The organism is Arthrobacter dokdonellae (genome assembly GCF_003268655.1).
Lineage (GTDB): Bacteria > Actinomycetota > Actinomycetes > Actinomycetales > Micrococcaceae > Specibacter > Specibacter dokdonellae.
Window position 1 is genome coordinate 1328733 of sequence record NZ_CP029642.1, and the last position, 20185, is coordinate 1348917.

Consider the following 20185-nt stretch of genomic DNA (forward strand, 5'->3'; position numbering starts at 1 on the left):
GCTGGGACTGTCCAACCAGCTTATGGCTTGACGGCGTCGTGCGGCACAACCTCATGGAGCTCGAAGCCGCCCGACTTCAGCTTCCAGTAATGGAGCCGCAGGGCGGCCGCGGTGCCCTGCTCCACGTACAGCCGCATGCACACATCCTCGCCGCGCATGCGGGCCGGCGCATGCGCGCCCTCGTTTTCCCGCAGCACATGCGGTTTGCGGTTGCGCAGCGGCCCGGTCCGGTCGGCCACCAGGTCCACCACCGCCCGCAGGGCCTTGGACCGTTGCGGCGCCGGCAATACCGAAAGGGACGCCAGGAAGTACGGGCCCACGGTGTAGTCGCCCAATGGTTCGCCGGACTTGTCCACGGCCGGCACCGCCCGCGCCCACTCGTTGTACAGCTCAAAACGGAACTGCTCCACGGGGTCGCTGAACAGCGCGGGCAGGGCGCCTTCCGACTTGGAGGATACCGACCGCCTCAGTTTCTTGGCCCCCACCAGCTTGGCCTGCGTCCTGGACAGCTCCGCCTTTAAGGTCTCCAGCTGCCGGACGGCGTCGGCGCGGAGCCGGGCCTCGTCGTCGGCCTTGCGCCGCTCCGAATCGTACTTGTCCTGCCAGATCCGCGCGATCTTGTCGGTGGCGCCCCGCCTGGTGGTCTCGACCAGCAGCTCGGCTATCGCGTGCCGGGCCGCCTCCAGCTCCATCTGGGTGGACTTCAGCGCGCTCCGCCGCTCCGGAGGGGTCAGCGCGGGCTCCGCTTCCCGGGGTTCGACGCCGGACGCGTCCCCCACGTGGGCTTCTGCCGTGCCGCCGTCCCTGCCTCCGGGACACGCCGAGGTTGGTGATCCGGCCGCGCCGGGCGCGCCAAAGATGCTCGCATAGGGCCGGTCCGGGTCCAGCCAGGGAGGGCCGCCCGCGATCAGGGATGGGGCTGGGACCTGTGGGTCGTCGTCGTCCACGTCCAGCATGGAGAGCACCACGGCGCCGTTTTCGTACAGCACCCGCACGCGCACCACCTCGCCCTCGGTGAGCAGGTCCTCGGCGGCGTCGAGCTCGTTCGAGGAGATGCGCCCGATCCCGATCCGGAAGTCCGCGCCTGGCCACAGGGTCACCACCGCGTCGCCGGCTCCGGCCGACTTGACGCGCGCCAGGGCAACGTCGCCGGGCCGGTAGGCGGTGACGGGGGACCCCGGCCGCAGCAGCAGTCCGCGGATGTCCAGGGTGTGCGCGTCGGCGTCCAGAAGGCCGGTGACCTGCTGGCCGCGCGTGAGCAGCCAGTCCAGGGGAACGCCGGGCAGCAGGTCCTCGGCGCGGATGATGGCCTGCCGGCCGGTGGTGGCAAGCTTGACCAGCGCCCGGCTCCTGTCCTCGCCGGCGAAGCCGCTGACAGTGGCGGTGGCGGTGCTGGCAGCCGGCGTGGCAGTCGGCGTCGGGGACGCCGCTGGGCGGGTGACGACGGCGGCGTCGGTGGAGCGGACGCCGCCGGCGCGTGCTTCCGAGGCCAGGTCCTCGGTGAGCCGCGTCAGGTTCGTGAACCGGTGGACCAGCCGCGGTTCGGGCGTTGCCTGCGCCCAGGCAGGTCCCGCCGGATAAAACCGCGCGCCGGTGCCGTAGATTTCCAGGCCGTCCGGAAGCCCGTCCTGCAGGCGTCGTGTTTCAATGCCGTTTTCCAGCTCATACACGTCCGCCACGCCATCCAACAGCTGCGCGAGGGCGTCGGCGTCAATGCGCCTGGAACCGGAATCGGCCTTGTAGGAGACGACGACGGCTCCGAGGGTCCGCGATTCACTTGCCAGATGTTGTGCCAGCGTGGCACCGGGAAGGTGCTGGACGGCCGCGTGGACGGCGGGGGCTTCTGCGGCAGGGGCGGGACGGCTCTTGTGCCGCTTTCGCTGTGAAGGCATCCCGACTCCTCTCGCCGATGGCCACCGGACCGCCGTGCCAGCCACATTACCCCGGCAGGCCGCCATTACCCCGGCGGGCCGCGATTACCCGGCAGAGCGCGCGAGCACGCGGCGAGAGACGAAGTCGCACTGGAGCGGCCGATCGCGATCCGGCAGGCGCAGTCGGTTGAGGTTGGTCATTATCTCCAACCTCAACGGCTCCGTGGGAGCGTTGGGATGTTCTTCGGGAGTGCAGCCGGGTACCGCTTAGATGACCCTGCCCGGCGTGCCGAACGGTGAGTCAGGCGGCATGGGGGGCTCCGGCGCGCCGGGATGCGGCGGGTCCAGCGGATCGGGAGGGGTTGGCGGGTGAGTGGGTTCGGTGGGATCCGGCCGGTTCGGGTCGATCGGCTGCGTGGGGTCCGGGGGGATCGGGGGCTGCCCAGGCGCCGGCTGGCCGGGCACCGGCGGTTCGGGGTCCGGAATCGATGAAGTGCTCTGATCGTCCATGATTTCGCGTCCTTCCTCACTAGGCGGCCGCTGTGGCTGCTTCCAGTTGGCGGTGCGTCTGCGGCCTTCGTGTCTTCACCCTACGCGGGTCCCCTGCCCGGCGTAACCCCGGTCCGGAGCTGCTCCGCAGGGGCAGCGTCTCGGATGGCCTTTTCGTCGTCGGTGAGGCAGTCGTCGTTTTCAATGGGGGCATCATGGAATGACCGGAGCACAAATGACCGTGAAGGGTGCCGCAGCTTGGCCAGCGTCTTGCTTTCAATCTGGCGAATCCGTTCCCGCGTGACGCCATACACGAGGCCGATCTCTTCGAGCGTCTTTGGCTCGCCGTCCGTCAGGCCAAAGCGCATGGCCAGGACGCCGGCTTCCCGTTCAGACAGCGTGTCCAGGACTGCATGAATGGCCGAAGCGCGGCTTCGGACCGAAACGACGTCGCACGGCGACGGATCCGCCGGATCGTAAAGCTGCTCGCCCAGCGTTTCTGTGCCGCCCCGCCCGTCCGGAACCTCCACGTCGAGCGAGAACACATACTGCGAAAGGCGCAGGATCTTGCGCACCCCAACAACGTCCGTGCCCAGTTCGGCCGCCAGTTCCACAGTGGTGGGGTCGCGGTCCAGTCGCACGGCCAGCTCGGCGGAGGCTGCCTGCAGCTTGTTGACCTCGTCCACAAAGTGGACGGGCAGCCGGATGGTCCGCGCCTGGTCCGCCAGTGCCCTCATGGTTGCCTGCCTGATCCACCATGTGGCGTAGGTGGAGAACTTGAAGCCCTTCGTGTAGTCAAACTTCTGGACGGCGCGCAGCAGGCCCTGGTTCCCCTCCGCGATGAGGTCGATGAAATCCATCCCCTGCCCCTGGTGCCTCTTGGCGATCGACACCACCAGCCTGAGGTTGCAGTTGAGGAACGTCTCCATCGCCGCCCGCCCCGCCCGCGACACGGCCTCATGTTCGCGCAGCTCACGGCGGGAAGCGACGAGCCGGGCGGCGATCTTGTGCTCGGCCAGCAGACCGGCTTCAATCTCTTGCGCCAGGTCCACCTCCTCGGCGGCGGTGAGCAGCGGGAAGCTGCCGATCCGCTTGAGGTAGTCCGTGACAATGTCGCCGGTGAGCCCGTCGAAAGGGGAGAGAACCTCGCAGGGTTCCCCGTCGTCGTCGTACTCCGGGAGGCCAAAAAGCGGTTCAGCCGGGACGGACGACGCCGGACCATCAGGCCCGCGCGTTTCGCCCGCAGCGGTTCGACCCACCAAGGCGCCGCCCGCCAAGGCGACGTGAGAGTTTGGGTACCGGAGGAAGTCTTCGATGGCGGCAATGTCCGTGGCGATGTCGAAGCTGGCGTGTCGGCGGGCAAAGGGGAGCACCCGGCCCAGGAATTCCTCGCCCTGGACGGCAGGATCCTCCACGGTCCCCTTGGCGTACAGGACCACCAGCCGCCCGGCCCGGCCGTCCGCCTTCCTGCGGATCACCCGGCCCAGGCGCTGCACCAGCTGCCGCTGGCTCCGGTTGGCCGCGACGATGATGCCCAGATCCGCCTCGGGGACGTCCACGCCCTCGTCCAGGATCCGCGGCGCCGCCAGCACCTGGGCGTCGCGCGTGGCGAAGCCGGCGAGCCCCTGCCGGCGTTCGCTGGAACTCATCCCGCTGTAGATGGCGTTGGCGGTGCAGCCCAGGGCGCGGAAGATGCCCTGCGCGGATCTGGCAGAGGCCTGCGTCTGGGTGAAAATCAGCGTCCCGCCTGAGGAAGACACGGCGTTTCGAAGAGCCGCCAGCGCCCAGCCCTTGGTCCGTGTTTCGGCCAGCAGTGAAAGCCGGGAGGACATCGCCTTCATGTATTTGCGGGCCAGGCCGGATTCCGCAGTCAGGGAGACGGAGCTGGCCAGGGCGGCAACGGCGGCGATGAACGCCGGAAACGGCGAACACGCCACCCCGGCGTATTGCTTCAGGTAGCGGGCCGCATCGGCCATGGTCACGGACAGCTCGTCGTACCGCGCGCGTTCGGCCGCGGTCAACTCCACCCCGACCAGGGCAATGTCGAAGGGGGCGATCACGCCGTCCCGCAGCGCGCGGTCGTACCAGAGGGTGAAGACCACGCCGCCGAAGTACGGTGACAGTGTTTCCACATGGCCGCCGTCGTTCCTTTCATACGTGGCCGTCAGGCCAAGGCGCCAGTTGTAGCCGTGGCCCAGTGCGGCCGAGAAAAGAGGAGCGGCGTAGCGGTGGCATTCGTCGGCGATGAGGAGCCCCGCCTTGTGCTCGCGCAGGGTGTCGCGGGTGGCGGCCGAGTGCACAATCGCGACCAGCACATCCACGTCATCGAGCGAATCGGTGCGCCCGTTGCCCAGCGCCCCGGTGACCGCGGACGGGAAGTCGCGCCGGAACGTGGCCCGCCACTGGGACTGCAGTTCCGCGGTGGGCACCAGGACGAGCACCTTCACGCCCTGCCTCACGGCCTCGTGCGCGGCGGCCACTCCCAGACGGGTCTTGCCGGAACCGGTGACGGCCTCGATGACGCCGCGCCGGGCGTTGTTGTGCCAGGCGTCGAGGGCTTCCTGCTGCCATGGGTAGAGGAAGGCATAGTCCTCCGCGGCGGGGATGCACGGCGGCGCTGCGGTGCCCGCCGGGTGAGGTTTGACGGCGGTGCCCGCCGTGGGCGAGTCCGTTACCTGAGTCATGGTGTCCCCTTTTCCCGCTGATTTTCCATCGGCATGTGATGGTGGTCTCAGGCTAGGGCGACGGTCCGACATTGAGCGGACGGGGCCGGGTTACAAAAATTTCCGGGGCCCGATTGGACAGCGGGGGAGTTACAAAACTTTCGACAGCCGCCCCTTGACAAGCCCGGAGTTACAAAACTTTTTGCGCCAAGTTGACCGGATGCCGCGCAGGTGGTCTGATTCTCGGCAACGAACCGGGCAGCAATCATGAGCCGGGCACCAATCACGAAGACGGGGACTGCCATGATGTTGAGGGGAACCACCTGGGGCGATCTGCGCAGCATCAGGGCGGAGATGGAGCTGACCCCATATGAGATGTCCTCGATTGACCACCTGAGCGATCCCGACTTGCTGGCCCACTCGCTGGACAAGCTCGACGACGAACCGTATTTCTGCTGGGACCCGCGCGAGGATTACGTGCCCGGGCCGGTTGAATACTTTCTGACCGCGGCGCGCGGCTACGCCGTCAGCCTGGCCCGGCATGATTCGGTCCTGGGCACCGTGGAGTTCAGGCACGACGGCGGCTGGGTTGCCCAGGTGCCCGTCGACCCGCCGGTGGCCGGGGTCATCCATGTGACGGAGGGTGCCGTGGACATTTGGGACCGGTTCACCGGCCAAGCTTCGGTGCGTGCCTTCGACAATGCGAACCTGGACAAGCCGTACGAAGGCAATTAGGCGTCGCGGTTTGCTCGGCGGCGCGGCAGTGCTTAGAGGTCAGGCTCCGGCGCGGCTTCCTTGGCCAAGCGCTCTGCATGCTCATTCATTTTCGCGATGTCAGGTGTCACCATCTCGGAATAAACCTCGCCCAAGGGGTCCGACTCGGGCTCGTTGCGGGTCAATGCGACATCATCGCGTTCTGGTTGTTGTTTGTCCATACCCACACCATAGCCCGGCCGCGGCGTGGGATGAAGGCCCCCTGCGGCGCTGCGCTCCCGGGCCGGGAGGCCCACGACGAGACCCGTCTTGCCGGTATTTAGTGGTTTTCCCAATGAGTGGATTGCCAAGGTCCCCGGCTCAGGTCGAAAGGATTTGGGCGGCACGCGGCTTGAAGCCGCACCGGGTGGAGACATTCAAGCTCTCCACGGACCCGCACTTTGATGAGACGCTCATCGATGTGTGCGGACTGTACCTGGACCCGCGAACGCGATCGACTTGTGCATGTAGGAGAAACCCTCTCGAGCGCGTCCCGGGAAAGGATCTGCCGTGAACCCCCTTGGGACCAGGACTTCGTCGCGCCTGCATGCTCGGGCTGAACCGTCTTCCTCGCTGACACCCGTCAGAAGCCGGGATTGATGATTTCAATCTTCAGTCCGGTCAGGTAGTCCACCAGCCAGTCGAAGCCATCCCCGGCCGCAAAGATTCGCCCTCCTGATGGGACGGCCGACAAGTCGTCGACCGCCACCCGGTCGCCGAAGAAAACGTAGGCTCGGTCAGTGTTCCGGCGGTTGCTCATCCAGGCCAGGCCGTCGAACCCTGTTGAGTGCACCGCTTCGGCCCAGCGGACGGTGCGCCCATATTGGGAGGCCATCGTTGCTGTCACATGCTTGGCTTCAGTTCCGAGGGCACGCAGCCCATCACCCATCAGCGAAGCCAGACGAAGATCGCGGGTCGGCTCCAGTGGCGCACAGACCCGGTCAGCCGCTTGCCGGTACAGGAGCTTCCCCGGACCTGGAGGTACATCGTGCAGAAGCGACTCGCAGACGGCGGCTTCCTCGGTCTCCGCGGCGTACAACACCGGAACGACGGGGTCGCCGAAGAACGCAAACCTGGTTCGGCTCCCTTGACCGGGATTGAATTCCGTGACAGTCCGGGTGTTGCCGAAAACCCGGAACAACGGCGTGCCAGCGGCAAGCGTGTATGCGTGCGGCCTGAAAGGCGCCGGCGGGACCAGCTTCACCATTGAACGCTAAAGGACTGCCGGGCAGCTTCGGCGACGACCGCCGGTTCATGGAGCCTGTCAACAGGGCGATCCCCATCAAGGTAGCCGGTAGGGACGCACAGCCACAGAGCAAGGTCAGGTTCCGTGGCCCCGGCCGCCGTGGCAGTTTCGATCAGCTCGTGCATGACCGGCCGAATCATGCGTTCGTGCGGGTCAATCTGATAGCCAGGATATCGAAACCCGCCCGGCCGCTTGACGGCGAGGAGATTTCCTTTCGCCCGCTGCTCGGACGCATAACTGCGGTTTGGCGACCGGGACCCCACTCGCTTGGAGACCTCGATGCTGGAGAGGAGGCCGAATTCCGCTTCCATGTCCTTCCAGGCGACCTCTGTTGCCTGAAGGCTGCGGGCAAGCTGCGGCGAGACGGGATGTCCGACCTCGCTGAGGGCAGGGCCGAGCGCATCAACGCTTCGCTGCATATTCACGGCGGCAACGACGATCGACGAAGGAAAGTGAGTGTCGCCCATGACAACCGTGTCCCCGGCCCGGTCGGGGTCGTATTTAGCATCAAGAACGTGGGCGCCGAACATAAACCGTCTCACAATCGCTTCTAACAATTCCGGGTCCGGTGCCACTCGCCCCTTTTTCAGGGCTTCGGTGAACACGGCGGTTGCTTCTTGGAGATGACTGGGCTGGCTCATGTGAATATCCCTTACGATTCCTACAGCCAACTCTACCTGTTAGCTGCGTCAGTCGGAAGGCCTGGCAACAGTGTGGCCAAGACGTCTGGCAACTGATGGTGTGGCCGCAGGGGGAACTACCCTAGTGGCGTGTCTCCAAAATAAGCAATGAGTGTGGGTTTGACCTGGTCTTATGTCGAGACCAGCTGCTGCGTTGTCGTTGTCAGAGGCTGAGCGTCCTGTTTTGGAGGCTTTGTCGAAGTCCCAGTGAGATCGTGGAATTGACGCTGTTTTCCAAGCCGGAGGGTGCCACTCAGCGCTGGAGGTGGCGACTGGGAACGGGTGTCTGGGTCGCGACCGCGGACTCCATCTTGGAAAAGCCCGCGGCCTCGTCGCACTCCAAGCCATCAAGCCATCAAGCAAAACTGAGACACATCACGAGGTCCTGGGCGCCTTCGCGATGGCTTCCTTCAGCGCGCCGAGCACCAGCACCACCGATCCGGGGTTGGCGTTGGGACCCATCATGCCGATGCGCCACACCGTGGAGGCGAACTCCCCGGCACCGGCGCCGATCTCCAGGCTGAAATTGTCCAGCAAATACGCACGCACGGCGGCGGAATCGACGCCGTCGGGCACACGCACCGTGGTCAGGCTCGGCAGGCGGGAGCCCTCGGCCGCAAACAGCTCCAGGCCCATCTCCTGCAGGCCGTTTTGAAGCGCAAGGCCGGCGGCGCCGTGCCGTGCCTGGACGGCGTCGAGCCCTTCATTGAGGACATGGCCCAGGCCGGCCTCGAGGCTGGCGATCATCACGACCGGGGCCGTGTGGTGGTAGGTGCGCTTGCTGCCGCTGGCCGCGCCGACGTAGCCGCCCAGCAGGCCCAGGTCCAGGTACCAGGACTGCGGGTCCTTGATGCGGCGCTCAAATGCGGCGTCGGAAATGGTGAAGGGGGCCAGCCCCGGGGCCACGCCGAGGCACTTTTGCGTGCCGGCGTAGCCGACGTCGATGCCCCAGTCGTCCGCGAGCAGTTCCAGGCCGCCGATGGAGGTGACGGCGTCGGTGATGAGCAGGGCGTCGCCCTTGAGCTTGCCCAGCGCGGCAATGTCGGAGCGCACGCCGGTGGACGTTTCGGCGTGGACGGCGGCGATCACCGTGGGGCTCGGGTGGGCGGAGGCGACGCGCTCGGGATCGATCGGCTGGCCCCATTCGTGGTCCACGCGCACCACCTCGGCGCCGGCGCGGCGGGCCACCTCGCACATGCGCTCGCCAAACATTCCGTTCACCGCGACGACGGCGACGTCGCCCTTTCCGACCGTGTTCACGAACGCGGCCTCCATGCCGGCCGAGCCGGTGCCGCTCAGCGGCAGCGTGCGCGCGTTTTTGGTGCCCCAGACCTCGCGGAGTCCCTCGCACGCGCGGTCCAGGATCTCGATGAACAGCGGGTCAAGGTGTCCCAGGACCGGATGGCCCAGCGCGGCGATGGCCTCCGGATAGCAGTTGCTGGGGCCGGGCCCGAACAGATGGCGGTACGTGAGGGTCTCGGTCATGGGAAGCTCCTTTGGCACGGCGGAAGGTTCCTTCACAGCATATGCGCCCGGTGGTCGAGCCTGTGCCGGTGGTCGAGCCTGTGCCGGTGGTCGGCCTGTCGCCGGTGGTCGAGCCTGTCGAGACCCCGCAGGCCCGCCAGGACCCTGAAGTACGACGCCGGCCCGCCAGTACGTGCCTCCCTCGCCTGCCGGGTGGGCTGGCACCAATGACACTCGCGGCCGTCGGTGCCTGTTGCGCCCCGCGAACTCAGCTGGCCAGCAGCTCCTTGGCAACGCTGTCGATGTACGCGGCATCCACCGGATTGTCGCCGCTGCCGGCAAAGTGGCCCCACACCCCGGGGATGACCCGGACCTCGCCGTTGGGAATGTACTGGGATGCGTACTCTTCGTCTTCAGGACAGAAATAGAGGTCCTTCTTGGCCGGCAGTGCGATCAGCTTGGCCTTGATGGACCGCAGCGCCTTGATCCAGTCGCCGTCGAAGCCGGGGGTTGCCCCGACGTCCCCGTGCTGCCAGGTCCACAATTGCGTGAGCAGGTCGTTGGCGTCGCGCTGGCCCAGGAAGTGGCCCTCCCAGTAGCCGACCAGGAAGTCCTCAAGTGAGGAGTAGGCAAGGTCCACGCCGAGCCGCGCGGAGAATCCCATCTTTTCGTAGACGCGATCCCAATAGAACGCCTGCGAAAAGCCCCATCCGGCATAAACGCGCCCCACCGCCCGCAGCCCCTTGGTGGGCTGTTCCGTGTAAAAGCCGTCGTGGAAGGCGGAGTCGGCCTGAAGCGCCGCCTTGACGCCTTCGAGGAAGACGAAGTTGTGCTCGCTCGTTTTGGAAGAGCCGCAGAATGGCAATGCCCGCTGGACCATGTCGGGGTAGCTGACGGCCCATTGGTATGTCTGCCCGGCTCCCATGGACCAGCCGGTGACCAGGGCCAGGGTTTCAATGCCAAACTTCTCGGTCACGAGCTGGTGCTGGGCCTCCACCTGGTCGTAGAACGTGATGTTGGGGAAGCGGCCGGCGTTGTAGGGCGCCGGGGTGTTGCTGGGGGAACTTGAAAGGCCGTTGCCGATCATGTTCGGGACAATGATGAAGTACTTGTTTGGATCCAGTGCCTTGCCTTCCCCGATCAGCCACTCATTGTCCCAGTGGCGTCCGGAGTACCAGGTCGGGTAGACAACCGCATTGCTCCGGTCGGCATTGAGCGTCCCGTAGGTCTTATAAGCCAGGCGCGCGCCCCGAAGCGTTGCACCCCCCTGGAGCCTGAAATCACCGAGGTCGAACATGTCGTAATCCATCGGAAACCCGTCCATGGCAAGCACCTTTCCTGGTTCAATTCCTGGTTCAATGCAAAGAAGTGTGATGTGGCACTCACGCTATCAACGGCGGTCCGGATAATCGAGGGCTCAACCCGGATGTACGACGCCGGACGCTCGCCTGCCGCTGCCGGCATGCGGAACGCCGCGCGTCACCCATGCAGGACCTTGGAAGGTCCCGACACAAGGACGAGATTGCAGATCCGCTCGCACAGATCCCGACGGACCTGGACTTGGCCGGCGTCGCGGAAAACAATTTGACCCGTTGATGGGGCCGGGAAGCGCTGCGTGGAAACGGTGGTTCGTCCTGCGTCGGACGCCGGACGGACGCCGGGGGAACGGGCAAACCGCGGCCAGCAAGATCATGGCCAGGGAGCGTCCCCGACTCGCTGAAATTCGAGATCGCTCCGGCGTCGCCACAACCTGTGGCAGTCCCACCGAGTCGGAGCGGTCCGCCCTACAGGCTTCCGGACGCCGCGATTCGCCCGAGTGGGTCCTATGCAAACCTGGACCTCGAATTGGCAAGGCGTTCTTCATCGGCATTCCAGTCCGTACAGGGCCAGCACGTACTGAAGGTCCGGATCGGTGCTGAGGATCTCAGCCTCTCCAAGGATCTCCACGGGATCTGCCCCTAGGTTGTCGTCCCGGCGGCGTAGCCAGTAGGCCCAACATGCACCTCCGCCATATTTGGAATGTGCACGGACGCCGGCGGCAAAGTCACCGTTGTCCAAGATTTGTTCAAGGAGATCCCGAATTGGCTGGCGGCAAAGACGACAGCAGTGCGGAACTGATTGCCTACTCTCGCCATGGAGAGTGTCTCCGCGTAGGCAGTCTTCTTGTTGTCGGCAAGATACACGGTTGATCCCGGCGTGTCGAAGCGCGACCAGGCAGTTTTTTCGGTGGGACCCCCCGGCCGCGGCAGGGGGCTCAAAGGCCCGTAGGAGGACTTTGCGATTCGGAACCCGATGACCGGGCCGTCAATATAGGCGAGCCCCGTATTGGCGCAAACGTTGGTCAACCGGAGAACCCGTCCTCGGTCATGGCCGTCGCTGCTGCCATGACCTCCTTGGCGCGCATGTCCTTGATGGCTTCGATAGGGGAGATCTCGCCCAACCAGGGGTTCGCGCCAACAAACCACAACCGGGCGACATGTTCGCCTTCCACACTGGAAACCGCGGTCCAGGCCCGGTGGGCCAACTGCAGTCTGGCCTGCGCCTCGGCGCGGGGTTCGGCGCCGTCGGCGCGGGCCCAGCGGTAGCTTATCTTCGGATCCTTGCTTCCGGCCAGAGCGGCAACTAGTGTCGCGCCAAGGGCACTATTGAGTTGACGTACGATCTCGCGGATGCCCAGCCGGGCCGTGCCGCTGTGGGATGCTCCGATGTTTATCGAAATACTCATGATGCGCCATTCTCCATTCTTTCAATTCAACTCTAGAGGTGAGTGGCTCAAAATGCTACTAAAAAACTACTAAAATCCCACCACTGTCGTGCGAAGGTCCGGGCTTTCCAGGGCTCGCGAGTCCAGGAAATCGAAACTTGCAAGGATGACGGTGAGGCCGCCGATTCGCTGGCGCAGATTCTGGGGGCGTGGTTGGCGTCTCCAACGTGCAAATCGGCTCGCTGACGCGCAGCAATTCGTCGAGTGAAACTGAGGAGTGTTCTGCGCCGGAGGCCAGCTTGGGGGCGGCCAATCCGCGGCCAACAATGATCAGCGTGTGAATGCGCGCTCTTTGTTCCCCATCTAGGACTCGCCCGTAGCCCCTTTGATGGGACACTCAAGGACTCCTGCCATCAGCAGACCAATTGCTCAGCATGCTGCCACCGGCCGGTCTCCAGCAAACACCCGGTGTCCAGCGGCAGGGTGTTTGAACCCAGCCCCTCGGGGACGAGCTCACACGTGAATTCCGTCCCGTCGCCCCACACGCGACACCAACGGGCCGCCGCTGCCGCAATGGTCGCACATTGCCTTGGTCGCGTTCATGCCCCGATCCTAAGCGCAGGCTCTGACATCGCGGACGCCGGATGGAAGCACGACGCCGGACCCCCCACCTCACGTTGCGGTCCGCCCGTCGGGGTGGCCGTGCCGTTCCGTCGTTAAGCGCGGGTGCTCCCTGACAACACCGCGGGAGCGTCGGCGCGGACGCCCCCGGATCTGCGGGAGCGTCGTTTCGCAAGCCCCCGGATCTGCAGGGGCGTCGAAACGCGACGTGGTAGATTCGGCTGCGCCGGCAGGCCAGCTGGCACCCATCGTCCCCGGAAAGGGCGGAAGGCCGCACATGTCAGTCCCAGAAACCGCTCCGGCGGATGCCCCGGCCGTCATCCCGTCCCTCAAGCGGTGGAGCGCTGGGGCTGGCGGCGTGCGCCTGGGTGGGGGATTCGCCGTCGCACATTCCCCGGAACTGGCGGACATTGCCGCCACCTTGCTGGCGGACATCGCGGAGCTGACTGGGCTTTCCGGCAGCGCCGCGTCCGGGGCCGTCAAAGGCGATATCGTGCTGGCCCTGGATCCGCATTTGGAGTTCCCCACGGACAATGCCACGGCGCCGGCGGAGGGGTATGTGCTGGCGGTCGACGGCGGCGTGCAGGTCACCGCCCGGACGGCCACCGGCGTCTACTGGGGCACGCGGAGCCTGCTGCAGATGCTCGCCGCGTCGGCCACGCTGCCGGTCGGGACCGCCGTCGACTGGCCTAACTACCCGGTGCGCGGGTTCATGCTGGACGTGGGGCGCAGGTTCTCGCGTCCGGAGGCGGTGCGGGATTGGATCCGTTTCATGAGCTGGCACAAGCTGAACACCTTCATGGTCCACCTCAATGACAATGAGATCACCAAGGACACCAAACGGCCTTGGGATCATGCGCAGCAGGCCTTCCGGCTGGCGTCGGATTCTCCTTGGTTGGCCGGATTGGCTGCTGAGGACGGTTCGTACAGCCGCGCGGACTGGGATTCCTTTGAGGACGTGGCGGCGCGGCGGCATGTGCGGCTGGTGCCGGAGATTGATGTTCCGGCCCACTCGCGCTCGTTCACCCGGTGGCGTCCGGAGGTGGGGCTCAACGGCGGCGACTCGGACATGCTGGACCTGGGAAACCCGGACAGCACCGCGCTGGTCAAGGCCGTTTTCGACGAGTTCGTGCCGTGGTTCCGCGGCCCGGCGGTGCACTTTGGCGCCGACGAATATGCCCGTGGGCATTCGGAGGAATACCGGACGTTCTTCAACGCCATCAGTTCCCACGTCCGGTCGCTGGGCAAGGACCCCGTAGCGTGGGGGAGCCTGACCGTCATGTCCGACGGCGCCGGGGCGCCCGGGCCCGAAGGGTACGACCGGGACGTGGTGGTGTGCGCGTGGAACAAGGACTGGTACAGCGGGCCGGCCGCAGTGGCAGACGGCTACCGCGTCATCAACACCGACGACGAGCTGCTCTACATTGTGCCGTTTGCCGACTACTACCACGGCCATGGGCTGGACGCCCGGGCACTGTTTGAGGACTGGGAGCCACACGTCTTTGGCGACGGATACGACCTGCAGCCGGGGCATCCGCAGCTGCTGGGGGCGGCATCGGCCGTGTGGAACGACCTGGTGCTGCTGGCCTACAACGAACGCGTCGTCTACGAACTGGTGAAGCCTGCGTTCGGCGTGCTGGCCCAGAAGATGTGGGCCGGTGCCGTTCCGTGGCTTTCCTTTGAGGAGTTCACCGCGCGGAGCAAGGCAGTGTCCAGCTGGCCGGGGAAGGCCTTTATGGACTGACTGTCAGGGCCACGGTCAGTTCGCAGGCCGTGTCAGCGGCGTCGGGCACGAACGCCTTCATTGGATGGCCGGGCTAGGATCCCCCTATGACGATCACCTGGGCCCTGACCATCGACTGCACCTCGCCTGCCGTTGCCGCGGCCTTTTGGAAGGCCGCGCTCCATTACGTGGACGCCCCGGCGCCGCGCGGGTTCGCGAGCTGGCGCGACTGGAACATCGCGTGCGAGGTCCCGGAAAACGAATGGGATGACATGGCGAGCATCGTTGACCCTACGGGAGCTGCCCCTCAGATCTCGCTGCTCAAGGTCCCCGAGGCGAAGCTCACCAAGAACCGCCTGCACCTGGACATCAAGGTGAGCGGGGGCCGTGGAGAAGCGGCCGCCCTGCGAAACAAGCGGATCAACGGGGAGGTGCAGCGGCTGACCGACCTCGGCGCGAGCGTTGTGCAGGAATTTCATGTGCGCGGCGAGCTTGACCACACCCTGCTCGACGACCCCGAAGGCAACGAGTTCTGCGTGGTGTGATTTGTACGATGCATGCCTCCCGAGGTCGGTCTTCGCGTCGTAGCGGTGCGTGGCGCGGTAGTCCGGTTTGAAGTACAATTATTTGTACGCGAGGAGCTGCAGATGAAAACGATGAGTTATTCAGAATCACGGGCACACTATGCCGCCACACTTGACGCCGTCGTCGATGACAGCGAAGAAGTGGTCATTACACGTGCCGGCCGGGAGCCTGTGGTCATCGTGTCGCTGGCTGAATACCAGTCGCTCAAGGAAACGGCATATCTGTTGCGAAGCCCGGCAAACGCCCGCCGCCTCTTGAGTGCAATTGATCGCTTGGAGAACGGCGCCGGCGTCGAGCACGACTTGCTTCCATGAAGCTTGTTTGGGACGAACAGGCTTGGGAGGAATATGTCGGATGGCAGCGTGACGACAAGCGGATCCTCAAAAGGATCAATGACTTGCTCAAAGACATCACGCGGAACGGCAACGAAGGCATCGGCAAGCCGGAGCCGCTCAAGCACGGTTTTAGTGGCTACTGGTCGCGCCGCATAACTGATGAACACCGGCTGATATACCGGATTGCTGGCGATGAGGTCCGTATTGCCCAGTGCCGCTACCACTACGAATAAATTCGGGCGCCACCGCCAGTTGGACAGGCGCCTGCCGTCGCTGACTATCCAAGCGCCGGAACCTGCTCCGCGAACATCCGCGGACGCAGCTTCACCCAGATCAGCAATCCGATGTAGGCGAGATCGAACACGGTGCAGAGCAGGCCGATGCCGGTGACAAAGAGGGAGCCGCCGAGGAAGCCGAACAGGATGGTGGGGGCGAGGGTGCCGATCCATTTCGCCACGGCGATCACCAGGCTCTGCCCGCGGGACCCGCGCCGCGCCACGAACATCGCGATGAACAGTCCGGACATCAGCAGGTTCTGGAGGAAGGCGCTGTATTCGGCCGCCTTCATGCCGGGCATGCCGAACTCGGCAATGAACAGCCATTGGATGAGGAAGGAGGCCACAACGATCCCCACGCCCCAGGCGGTGAAGAGCGGCCGCGCCACGAATTTCGGGAACTCATTCCTGCCGAACCGGAAGAACGTGTACAGGATCACCGCGTCGGCGAGGCCCCAGACCAGGTTCACGTAGGCCTGTACCTGCGGGTCGTGGGCGAGGTCGTACACGGCGTAGATCCACTCCCACGCGATGTTGAGGCCGAGGGCGGCAACCGGAATCGCGTACGTTCTTTGCCGGAATCCCAGGCGGATCGCCTCGAGGTAGACGATTGTCCATGCGAGGCCGCTCAAGAGGGTGAGGAAGAGGTCCATCGTTGCTCCTAAGGGCGAGGTGCGTACGAATGTACTGCAATAACCCCGCCAGCTCAATGGTTTTGCGGGCCGAAGGTGTGCTCACCCAAAAAGTACGACGCCGGGCCGCCAGTTCGTGCCTCCCTCACCCGCCGCCGTGCCCTACTCCCGCCACCGCGCTCGCCGCGCCCGCCCCGGTTTTCGCCCCTGCCCCCGTCGCCGCACAACAGTGGTGCGGCGTCGGCCGAAAGCGACAGATTTCGTCTTCTTCGGTGGCCAAGTCCTGCCAGTGGTGGTTACTCATAAAACCTTGTGCGACTATTATGTGTAACTTACCAAAGTCATAAAATCAGGATGATCGCCTTATGAGCACCGATGCTAGCCAGAGCCAAGGTGGAACCCGATGGCCTACCATCGGTTGGGAACAGCAGACGTGGATCCCGGCCACCGCTGGACAAGGAATGTACCAGCCGAACCGGCCCAGCCGATACAAGTCGGCCGTGCCACCTTGGATTGCCGATCAAACTCCGACGCCTGACGACGAGGCAAGTCAACTCGCTGACCAAGCCACCACCGAGCTGACAAGGTTTGATGCGGAACTCGGTCATAAGGTAGCAAAGTTTGCTCCCGTATTGCTGCGCTCTGAGTCTGCTTCGTCCTCACAGATCGAGAACCTGACGGCCAGTGCGCGGGCTATATTCAGTGCCGAGCTTGGACTCAAGAAGAGCCGAAATGCCGAGTTGATCGCCGCCAATACCAGGGCAATGGCGGCGGCACTGCAGCTGGCACAGAAGATTTCGTCAGACTCCATCTTGAAGATGCACGGTGTGCTCATGGAGAACCAACACATACACGAAGCAGGTCAGTGGCGTGATGAGCCAGTGTGGATCGGCACACGCAGCGATACTCCCGTTGGCGCCGACTTCGTCGCCCCGCACCACAGCAGGGTGCCTGGACTTGTGGACGACGTTGTCACCTTCGCGTCCCGCCTTGATGTGCCAGCGCTCGTCTCGGTGGCGGTGAGTCACGCTCAGTTTGAGACTGTCCACCCGTTTACCGACGGCAATGGTCGAACAGGGCGTGCCCTGGCCCAATCAGTCCTCCGATTCCGTGGTGTCACCAGAAACGTGGCCATCCCGGTGTCCGCTGGACTGCTGGCCGACATCGAGGGCTACCACGATGCGCTCACGGCGTACCGGGCCGGGGACGTCACGCCTATCGTCCGCGCGTTCGCGAACGCCGCCTTGAGGGCTGTGTCCAATACTCGCCAATTGGTCGAGGAGATCGAGGCCATCCAAGGCTCATGGAACCGGCGGCTCACCGCGCGCAAAAATAGCAATGCTTGGCGGGTTCTGGATCTCATTGCCCAGCGCCCAGTAATCGACTCGGCCACGACAGCGCTGGAACTCGGAGTGAAGCAACCCAACGTGTACCCTCCGCTTAAAGCCTTGGTTGACGCTGGAATCCTGAATTCCAAGGCGGAGCACAAGCTCGGGCCGTTCTGGCGCAGCGACGAAATTTTGGAAGCCATCGACGAGTTTGCCAAACGGGCTGGCAGGCGCGAAAAGTCCTGAGGCTGAATTTGCGAAGTTGGTGGCGAGAGAATGACTTGTGGACACGCGCCCCTATCCCGCTACCGGTCCCGGCACAAAGATCGTGGTGGCGGCGAGTCGCGTGCCGTCCAGCAGCACCACCCACTCATAGCTTGAACCGACCGTCAGCGGCAGCCCGCCCGGAAACCCCAGCACAAAGTTTGTGGTGCCCGGAAAGCCCATGGGCGGCCGCTGCTGGTTCGGGACGTCCTTGTGCCGGAAGTCCACGTCCTGGCGGAACAGGACGGTGTTCTGCCCCTCGGGCCCGTTGAGCGTCACCGGCTGCCCGTCGGCGTCGATCAGGATCACCTCAACGGCCGACTGGGTGGCCTCCACCGTTGGAATGCTCATGGTGATGTTGACGAAAACGTAGAACGGCGCGGTCATTCCGGTTGCGGGATCGAATCCCAGGAACTGGATGCCGCCGCCAACAATGTTGACCTTGCCCGCGGCGTCGACATTCACAAAGTCCGCGATCAGCGCGGTTGCGCCGGCGGCGCTTGAAGTCTCTGTCACGCGGAAGCCTCCCTAGCTCTCTGCAAGTCCGGCGTTGCCCGGCGGCCCTTCCCCCAACTCTAGGCCGGGCATTGCCTTGAAGTATGACGCCGGCCGCGTTGCCTTGCGCTGTTGGGCCCATTCGCGGCGTGTCCTGAACGGACCAAGGTGCCAGGCCCGCCGTGGCGCGCAGGGCGCTGTCGTCAGTCGGCGCAGGGACTCCACCGCTGCGCCCGGCCCAACGCCAGGTCCAGCTGGTTCCCTCCGGCCTGCCGAAGCCGTTCGGAGTCGCCGACCACCACCAGCAGGCACCGGGCCCTCGAGAGTCCCACGTACAGACGTTCGGCGGCGCGCTCAATGTCGCGGAAGCCGTCCACACAGAGGATCACGACGGATCGCTCCAAGCCCTTGAACCCGAGGACGTGGCCGTAGAACTCGGCTTCGTTGGCATGGAATTCGCGCCAATACTCGTTGAGGGTGCCGTTGTCGAAGTGCTCCTGGTGGATCGGGTGGCGCGAATTGGTGGTCAGGAGGGCGATCTGGTTGTTGGCCCAGCCGTCCTCGATCAGGACGTCAACGCAGTCGCCGGCCACCTCCATGGCGTCGTCGGGGGAGCACTCCACGCGCCGGACGGCCAGGCCGGTGCTGCCCCGGGGCATGAACTTGTCCCCAGCGAAGCCCTTGAACGTCTCGGCGATCTTCCTCGTGTTGCGCAGGTTGTCGTCAACGTGGATCGGGACCAGGTCCGGCAGGGCCGCTGTGGAATCCCAGCGCCGGTACACATCCTGCCCGTCGTCCATGAAGGCGTAGATTTCCGACGCGTCCGGCTCCTTGAGGCAGGCCCGCAAGGCGTCCCACCAGCTCGGCGCGAAGTCCTGGGCCTCGTCCACGATGATCGCGTCAAATTTGTCGCCCAGCGGCATGCCCTGGGCCAGTTCCTTGAGCAGCCGTGGCATTTCGACGTCGAAATAGTCCTGGCCGGTTCCTTCGGGCACGCCCAACGAGACCACATATTCGTGGAATTCGCCGATGAAGGCGGGCCTGGCGCTCTTCCATCCGGCCACCTGAAGCTGGAAGTACATGCCCAGCCCCTTGTTGTAGCAGAACAGTCCCACCCGCTTGCCGTCCTTGCACAATTGTCTTGCCTTTTGCAGCGCGAGCCACGTCTTGCCGCTTCCGGCGCCACCGGTGAACCTGACCCGGGTGAGCGACCGCGTCGCAGCCAGCAATACCGCCTGCCGCTCCGTCAGCTGGTCCTGCTGGTCCTCCAGTTCGCCCTGTCCGGCCGCGTTCGCGTCGGGCTGGTCGAGATTTCCCTCGAGCCTGGGCACGATGCGTTCCAGGAACGACGGCGCCAAAGGTCCGGTCCCTCCGCCTTCGGACTCAATCGCATGGCGGATCAGCTCGGCAGGGTTCCTGCAGTCGTCCTGGTCAAGAATGAGGACGCGGGGGTTGCCGGCCCTCACCCAGTCCTGTGGCACCGCGGAGTAAGGGAGGGCGGCCATGTAGACAAAGCGGCTGGTTAGGTGCGAGCCGAGTTGGTCTTGGAGCCATTCCTTGAAGGCGTGCATGGACCCTTGGGACTGGGCGAGTGGGTCCGGCAGCTTCCGCTTCCCGTCGGGACCGCCGGACTGAAACCACTGCCCGCCCGCGTTGGTGACAAGCCCGCCCTTGACCTCGATGGCTGCCAGTCCGACGCCGGGCCACAGGACCAAAATGTCGATCTCGTGTTCCGCCCGGCCATTGCGGACTTGCACCGAGTGCGCCAGCACGACGTCGTCCGGCAGCTCGGCCCGCAGGAGGTCCCAGACCGCCTTCTCGGCAAGTTGGCCCTCGCTGAAATCCGGGTCTGGCGGGATGAGGCGCAACGGTGTTCCTCTCAGAAATTATCAGGCCTCGGATGTAGTTGATAGAGATTGTAGACACTCTCCATAACCCACGTATCGATTGGTCTAATAGCAATTCAAAGCCATCGTATTCAAAGCAAGAACGGCGGAAGAACAAGCATGTATGAATGCGTCAATCAAAGACAATGCTCATTCAATGGGAATGTCGAC

Annotated in this window: 17 protein-coding genes and 3 pseudogenes; 7 read left to right on the forward strand and 13 right to left on the reverse strand. The window is 64.8% G+C overall.

The genetic code is table 11. The features are described from left to right. Positions 1-20: 20 nt before the first annotated feature. From DMB86_RS05925 to DMB86_RS21605, 3 genes and pseudogenes are all read right to left on the reverse strand, one after another. On the reverse strand, positions 21-1892 hold the full coding sequence (locus tag DMB86_RS05925; RefSeq protein WP_113716971.1) for a S1 domain-containing protein: 1872 nt from the start codon (positions 1890-1892) through the stop codon (positions 21-23). A gap of 680 nt (positions 1893-2572) precedes the next feature. Continuing rightward, positions 2573-3487 (reverse strand): annotated as a pseudogene (locus tag DMB86_RS21600) (sigma-70 family RNA polymerase sigma factor); the annotation flags it as partial. A 387-nt stretch (positions 3488-3874) separates the two neighbouring features. Continuing rightward, positions 3875-5116: pseudogene (locus DMB86_RS21605) on the reverse strand (DEAD/DEAH box helicase); the annotation flags it as partial. A 174-nt stretch (positions 5117-5290) separates the two neighbouring features. Here DMB86_RS21605 and DMB86_RS05935 point away from each other — a divergent pair. Further along, the gene (locus tag DMB86_RS05935) at positions 5291-5758 is read left to right on the forward strand and encodes a hypothetical protein (protein WP_129545477.1); all 468 of its coding nucleotides are present in this window, start codon (positions 5291-5293) and stop codon (positions 5756-5758) included. Positions 5759-5790: 32 nt separating this feature from the next. Here the strand turns inward: DMB86_RS05935 and DMB86_RS20520 are convergent, their stop codons facing one another. Beyond that, the gene (locus DMB86_RS20520) at positions 5791-5958 is read right to left on the reverse strand and encodes a hypothetical protein (RefSeq protein ID WP_171814386.1); all 168 of its coding nucleotides are present in this window, start codon (positions 5956-5958) and stop codon (positions 5791-5793) included. 143 nt (positions 5959-6101) lie between these two features. Here DMB86_RS20520 and DMB86_RS20875 point away from each other — a divergent pair. Beyond that, a pseudogene (locus DMB86_RS20875) lies at positions 6102-6245 on the forward strand (IS630 family transposase); the annotation flags it as partial. A 114-nt stretch (positions 6246-6359) separates the two neighbouring features. Here DMB86_RS20875 and DMB86_RS05940 read toward each other — a convergent pair. The 6 genes from DMB86_RS05940 to DMB86_RS05965 all read right to left on the reverse strand — a co-directional run bounded on the left by DMB86_RS05940 (position 6360) and on the right by DMB86_RS05965 (position 11891). After that, a complete protein-coding gene (locus DMB86_RS05940) occupies positions 6360-6983 on the reverse strand; it encodes an RES family NAD+ phosphorylase (protein ID WP_113716974.1) in 624 nt (207 codons plus the stop codon). Beyond that, complete coding sequence (locus DMB86_RS05945; protein ID WP_113716975.1) at positions 6977-7663, reverse strand: hypothetical protein; 687 nt, start codon at positions 7661-7663, stop codon at positions 6977-6979. Before DMB86_RS05945 ends, DMB86_RS05940 begins: the two co-directional genes overlap by 7 nt. Positions 7664-8077: 414 nt before the next feature. After that, on the reverse strand, positions 8078-9187 hold the full coding sequence (locus DMB86_RS05950) for a pyridoxal-phosphate-dependent aminotransferase family protein (protein ID WP_113716976.1): 1110 nt from the start codon (positions 9185-9187) through the stop codon (positions 8078-8080). Positions 9188-9434: 247 nt separating this feature from the next. Beyond that, positions 9435-10490: an alpha/beta fold hydrolase gene (locus tag DMB86_RS05955; protein ID WP_113719365.1), complete on the reverse strand. Its 1056-nt coding sequence runs from the start codon at positions 10488-10490 to the stop codon at positions 9435-9437. Positions 10491-11026: 536 nt separating this feature from the next. Further along, complete coding sequence (locus DMB86_RS05960; protein ID WP_193926266.1) at positions 11027-11224, reverse strand: hypothetical protein; 198 nt, start codon at positions 11222-11224, stop codon at positions 11027-11029. 283 nt (positions 11225-11507) lie between these two features. After that, positions 11508-11891: a hypothetical protein gene (locus tag DMB86_RS05965; protein ID WP_113716977.1), complete on the reverse strand. Its 384-nt coding sequence runs from the start codon at positions 11889-11891 to the stop codon at positions 11508-11510. A gap of 877 nt (positions 11892-12768) precedes the next feature. Between DMB86_RS05965 and DMB86_RS05970 the strand changes: the two genes are divergently transcribed. From DMB86_RS05970 to DMB86_RS05985, 4 genes are all read left to right on the forward strand, one after another. Next, positions 12769-14235 carry a family 20 glycosylhydrolase gene (locus tag DMB86_RS05970; RefSeq protein ID WP_113716978.1) on the forward strand — a complete coding sequence of 489 codons (1467 nt, stop codon included), beginning with the start codon at positions 12769-12771 and terminating at the stop codon, positions 14233-14235. An 86-nt stretch (positions 14236-14321) separates the two neighbouring features. Then, positions 14322-14759, forward strand: a complete 438-nt coding sequence (locus DMB86_RS05975) for a VOC family protein (RefSeq protein ID WP_113716979.1) — start codon at positions 14322-14324, stop codon at positions 14757-14759. A 102-nt stretch (positions 14760-14861) separates the two neighbouring features. Then, the gene (locus DMB86_RS05980; protein ID WP_113716980.1) at positions 14862-15113 is read left to right on the forward strand and encodes a type II toxin-antitoxin system Phd/YefM family antitoxin; all 252 of its coding nucleotides are present in this window, start codon (positions 14862-14864) and stop codon (positions 15111-15113) included. After that, positions 15110-15367, forward strand: a complete 258-nt coding sequence (locus DMB86_RS05985; RefSeq protein ID WP_113716981.1) for a Txe/YoeB family addiction module toxin — start codon at positions 15110-15112, stop codon at positions 15365-15367. Before DMB86_RS05980 ends, DMB86_RS05985 begins: the two co-directional genes overlap by 4 nt. Before the next feature lie 44 nt (positions 15368-15411). Here the strand turns inward: DMB86_RS05985 and DMB86_RS05990 are convergent, their stop codons facing one another. Next, positions 15412-16062 carry a transmembrane-type terpene cyclase gene (locus DMB86_RS05990; protein WP_113716982.1) on the reverse strand — a complete coding sequence of 217 codons (651 nt, stop codon included), beginning with the start codon at positions 16060-16062 and terminating at the stop codon, positions 15412-15414. A gap of 344 nt (positions 16063-16406) precedes the next feature. Here DMB86_RS05990 and DMB86_RS05995 point away from each other — a divergent pair, with 344 nt between their 5' ends. Then, a complete protein-coding gene (locus tag DMB86_RS05995) occupies positions 16407-17615 on the forward strand; it encodes a Fic family protein (protein ID WP_227878619.1) in 1209 nt (402 codons plus the stop codon). 51 nt (positions 17616-17666) lie between these two features. Here the strand turns inward: DMB86_RS05995 and DMB86_RS06000 are convergent, their stop codons facing one another. Together DMB86_RS06000 and DMB86_RS06005 are read right to left on the reverse strand one after the other, a co-directional pair. Next, on the reverse strand, positions 17667-18149 hold the full coding sequence (locus DMB86_RS06000; RefSeq protein WP_113716984.1) for a DUF6941 family protein: 483 nt from the start codon (positions 18147-18149) through the stop codon (positions 17667-17669). Positions 18150-18331: 182 nt separating this feature from the next. Next, positions 18332-19996 (reverse strand): NERD domain-containing protein, encoded by a 1665-nt coding sequence (locus DMB86_RS06005; protein ID WP_113716985.1) that lies wholly within the window; start codon positions 19994-19996, stop codon positions 18332-18334. Positions 19997-20185: the final 189 nt, after the last annotated feature.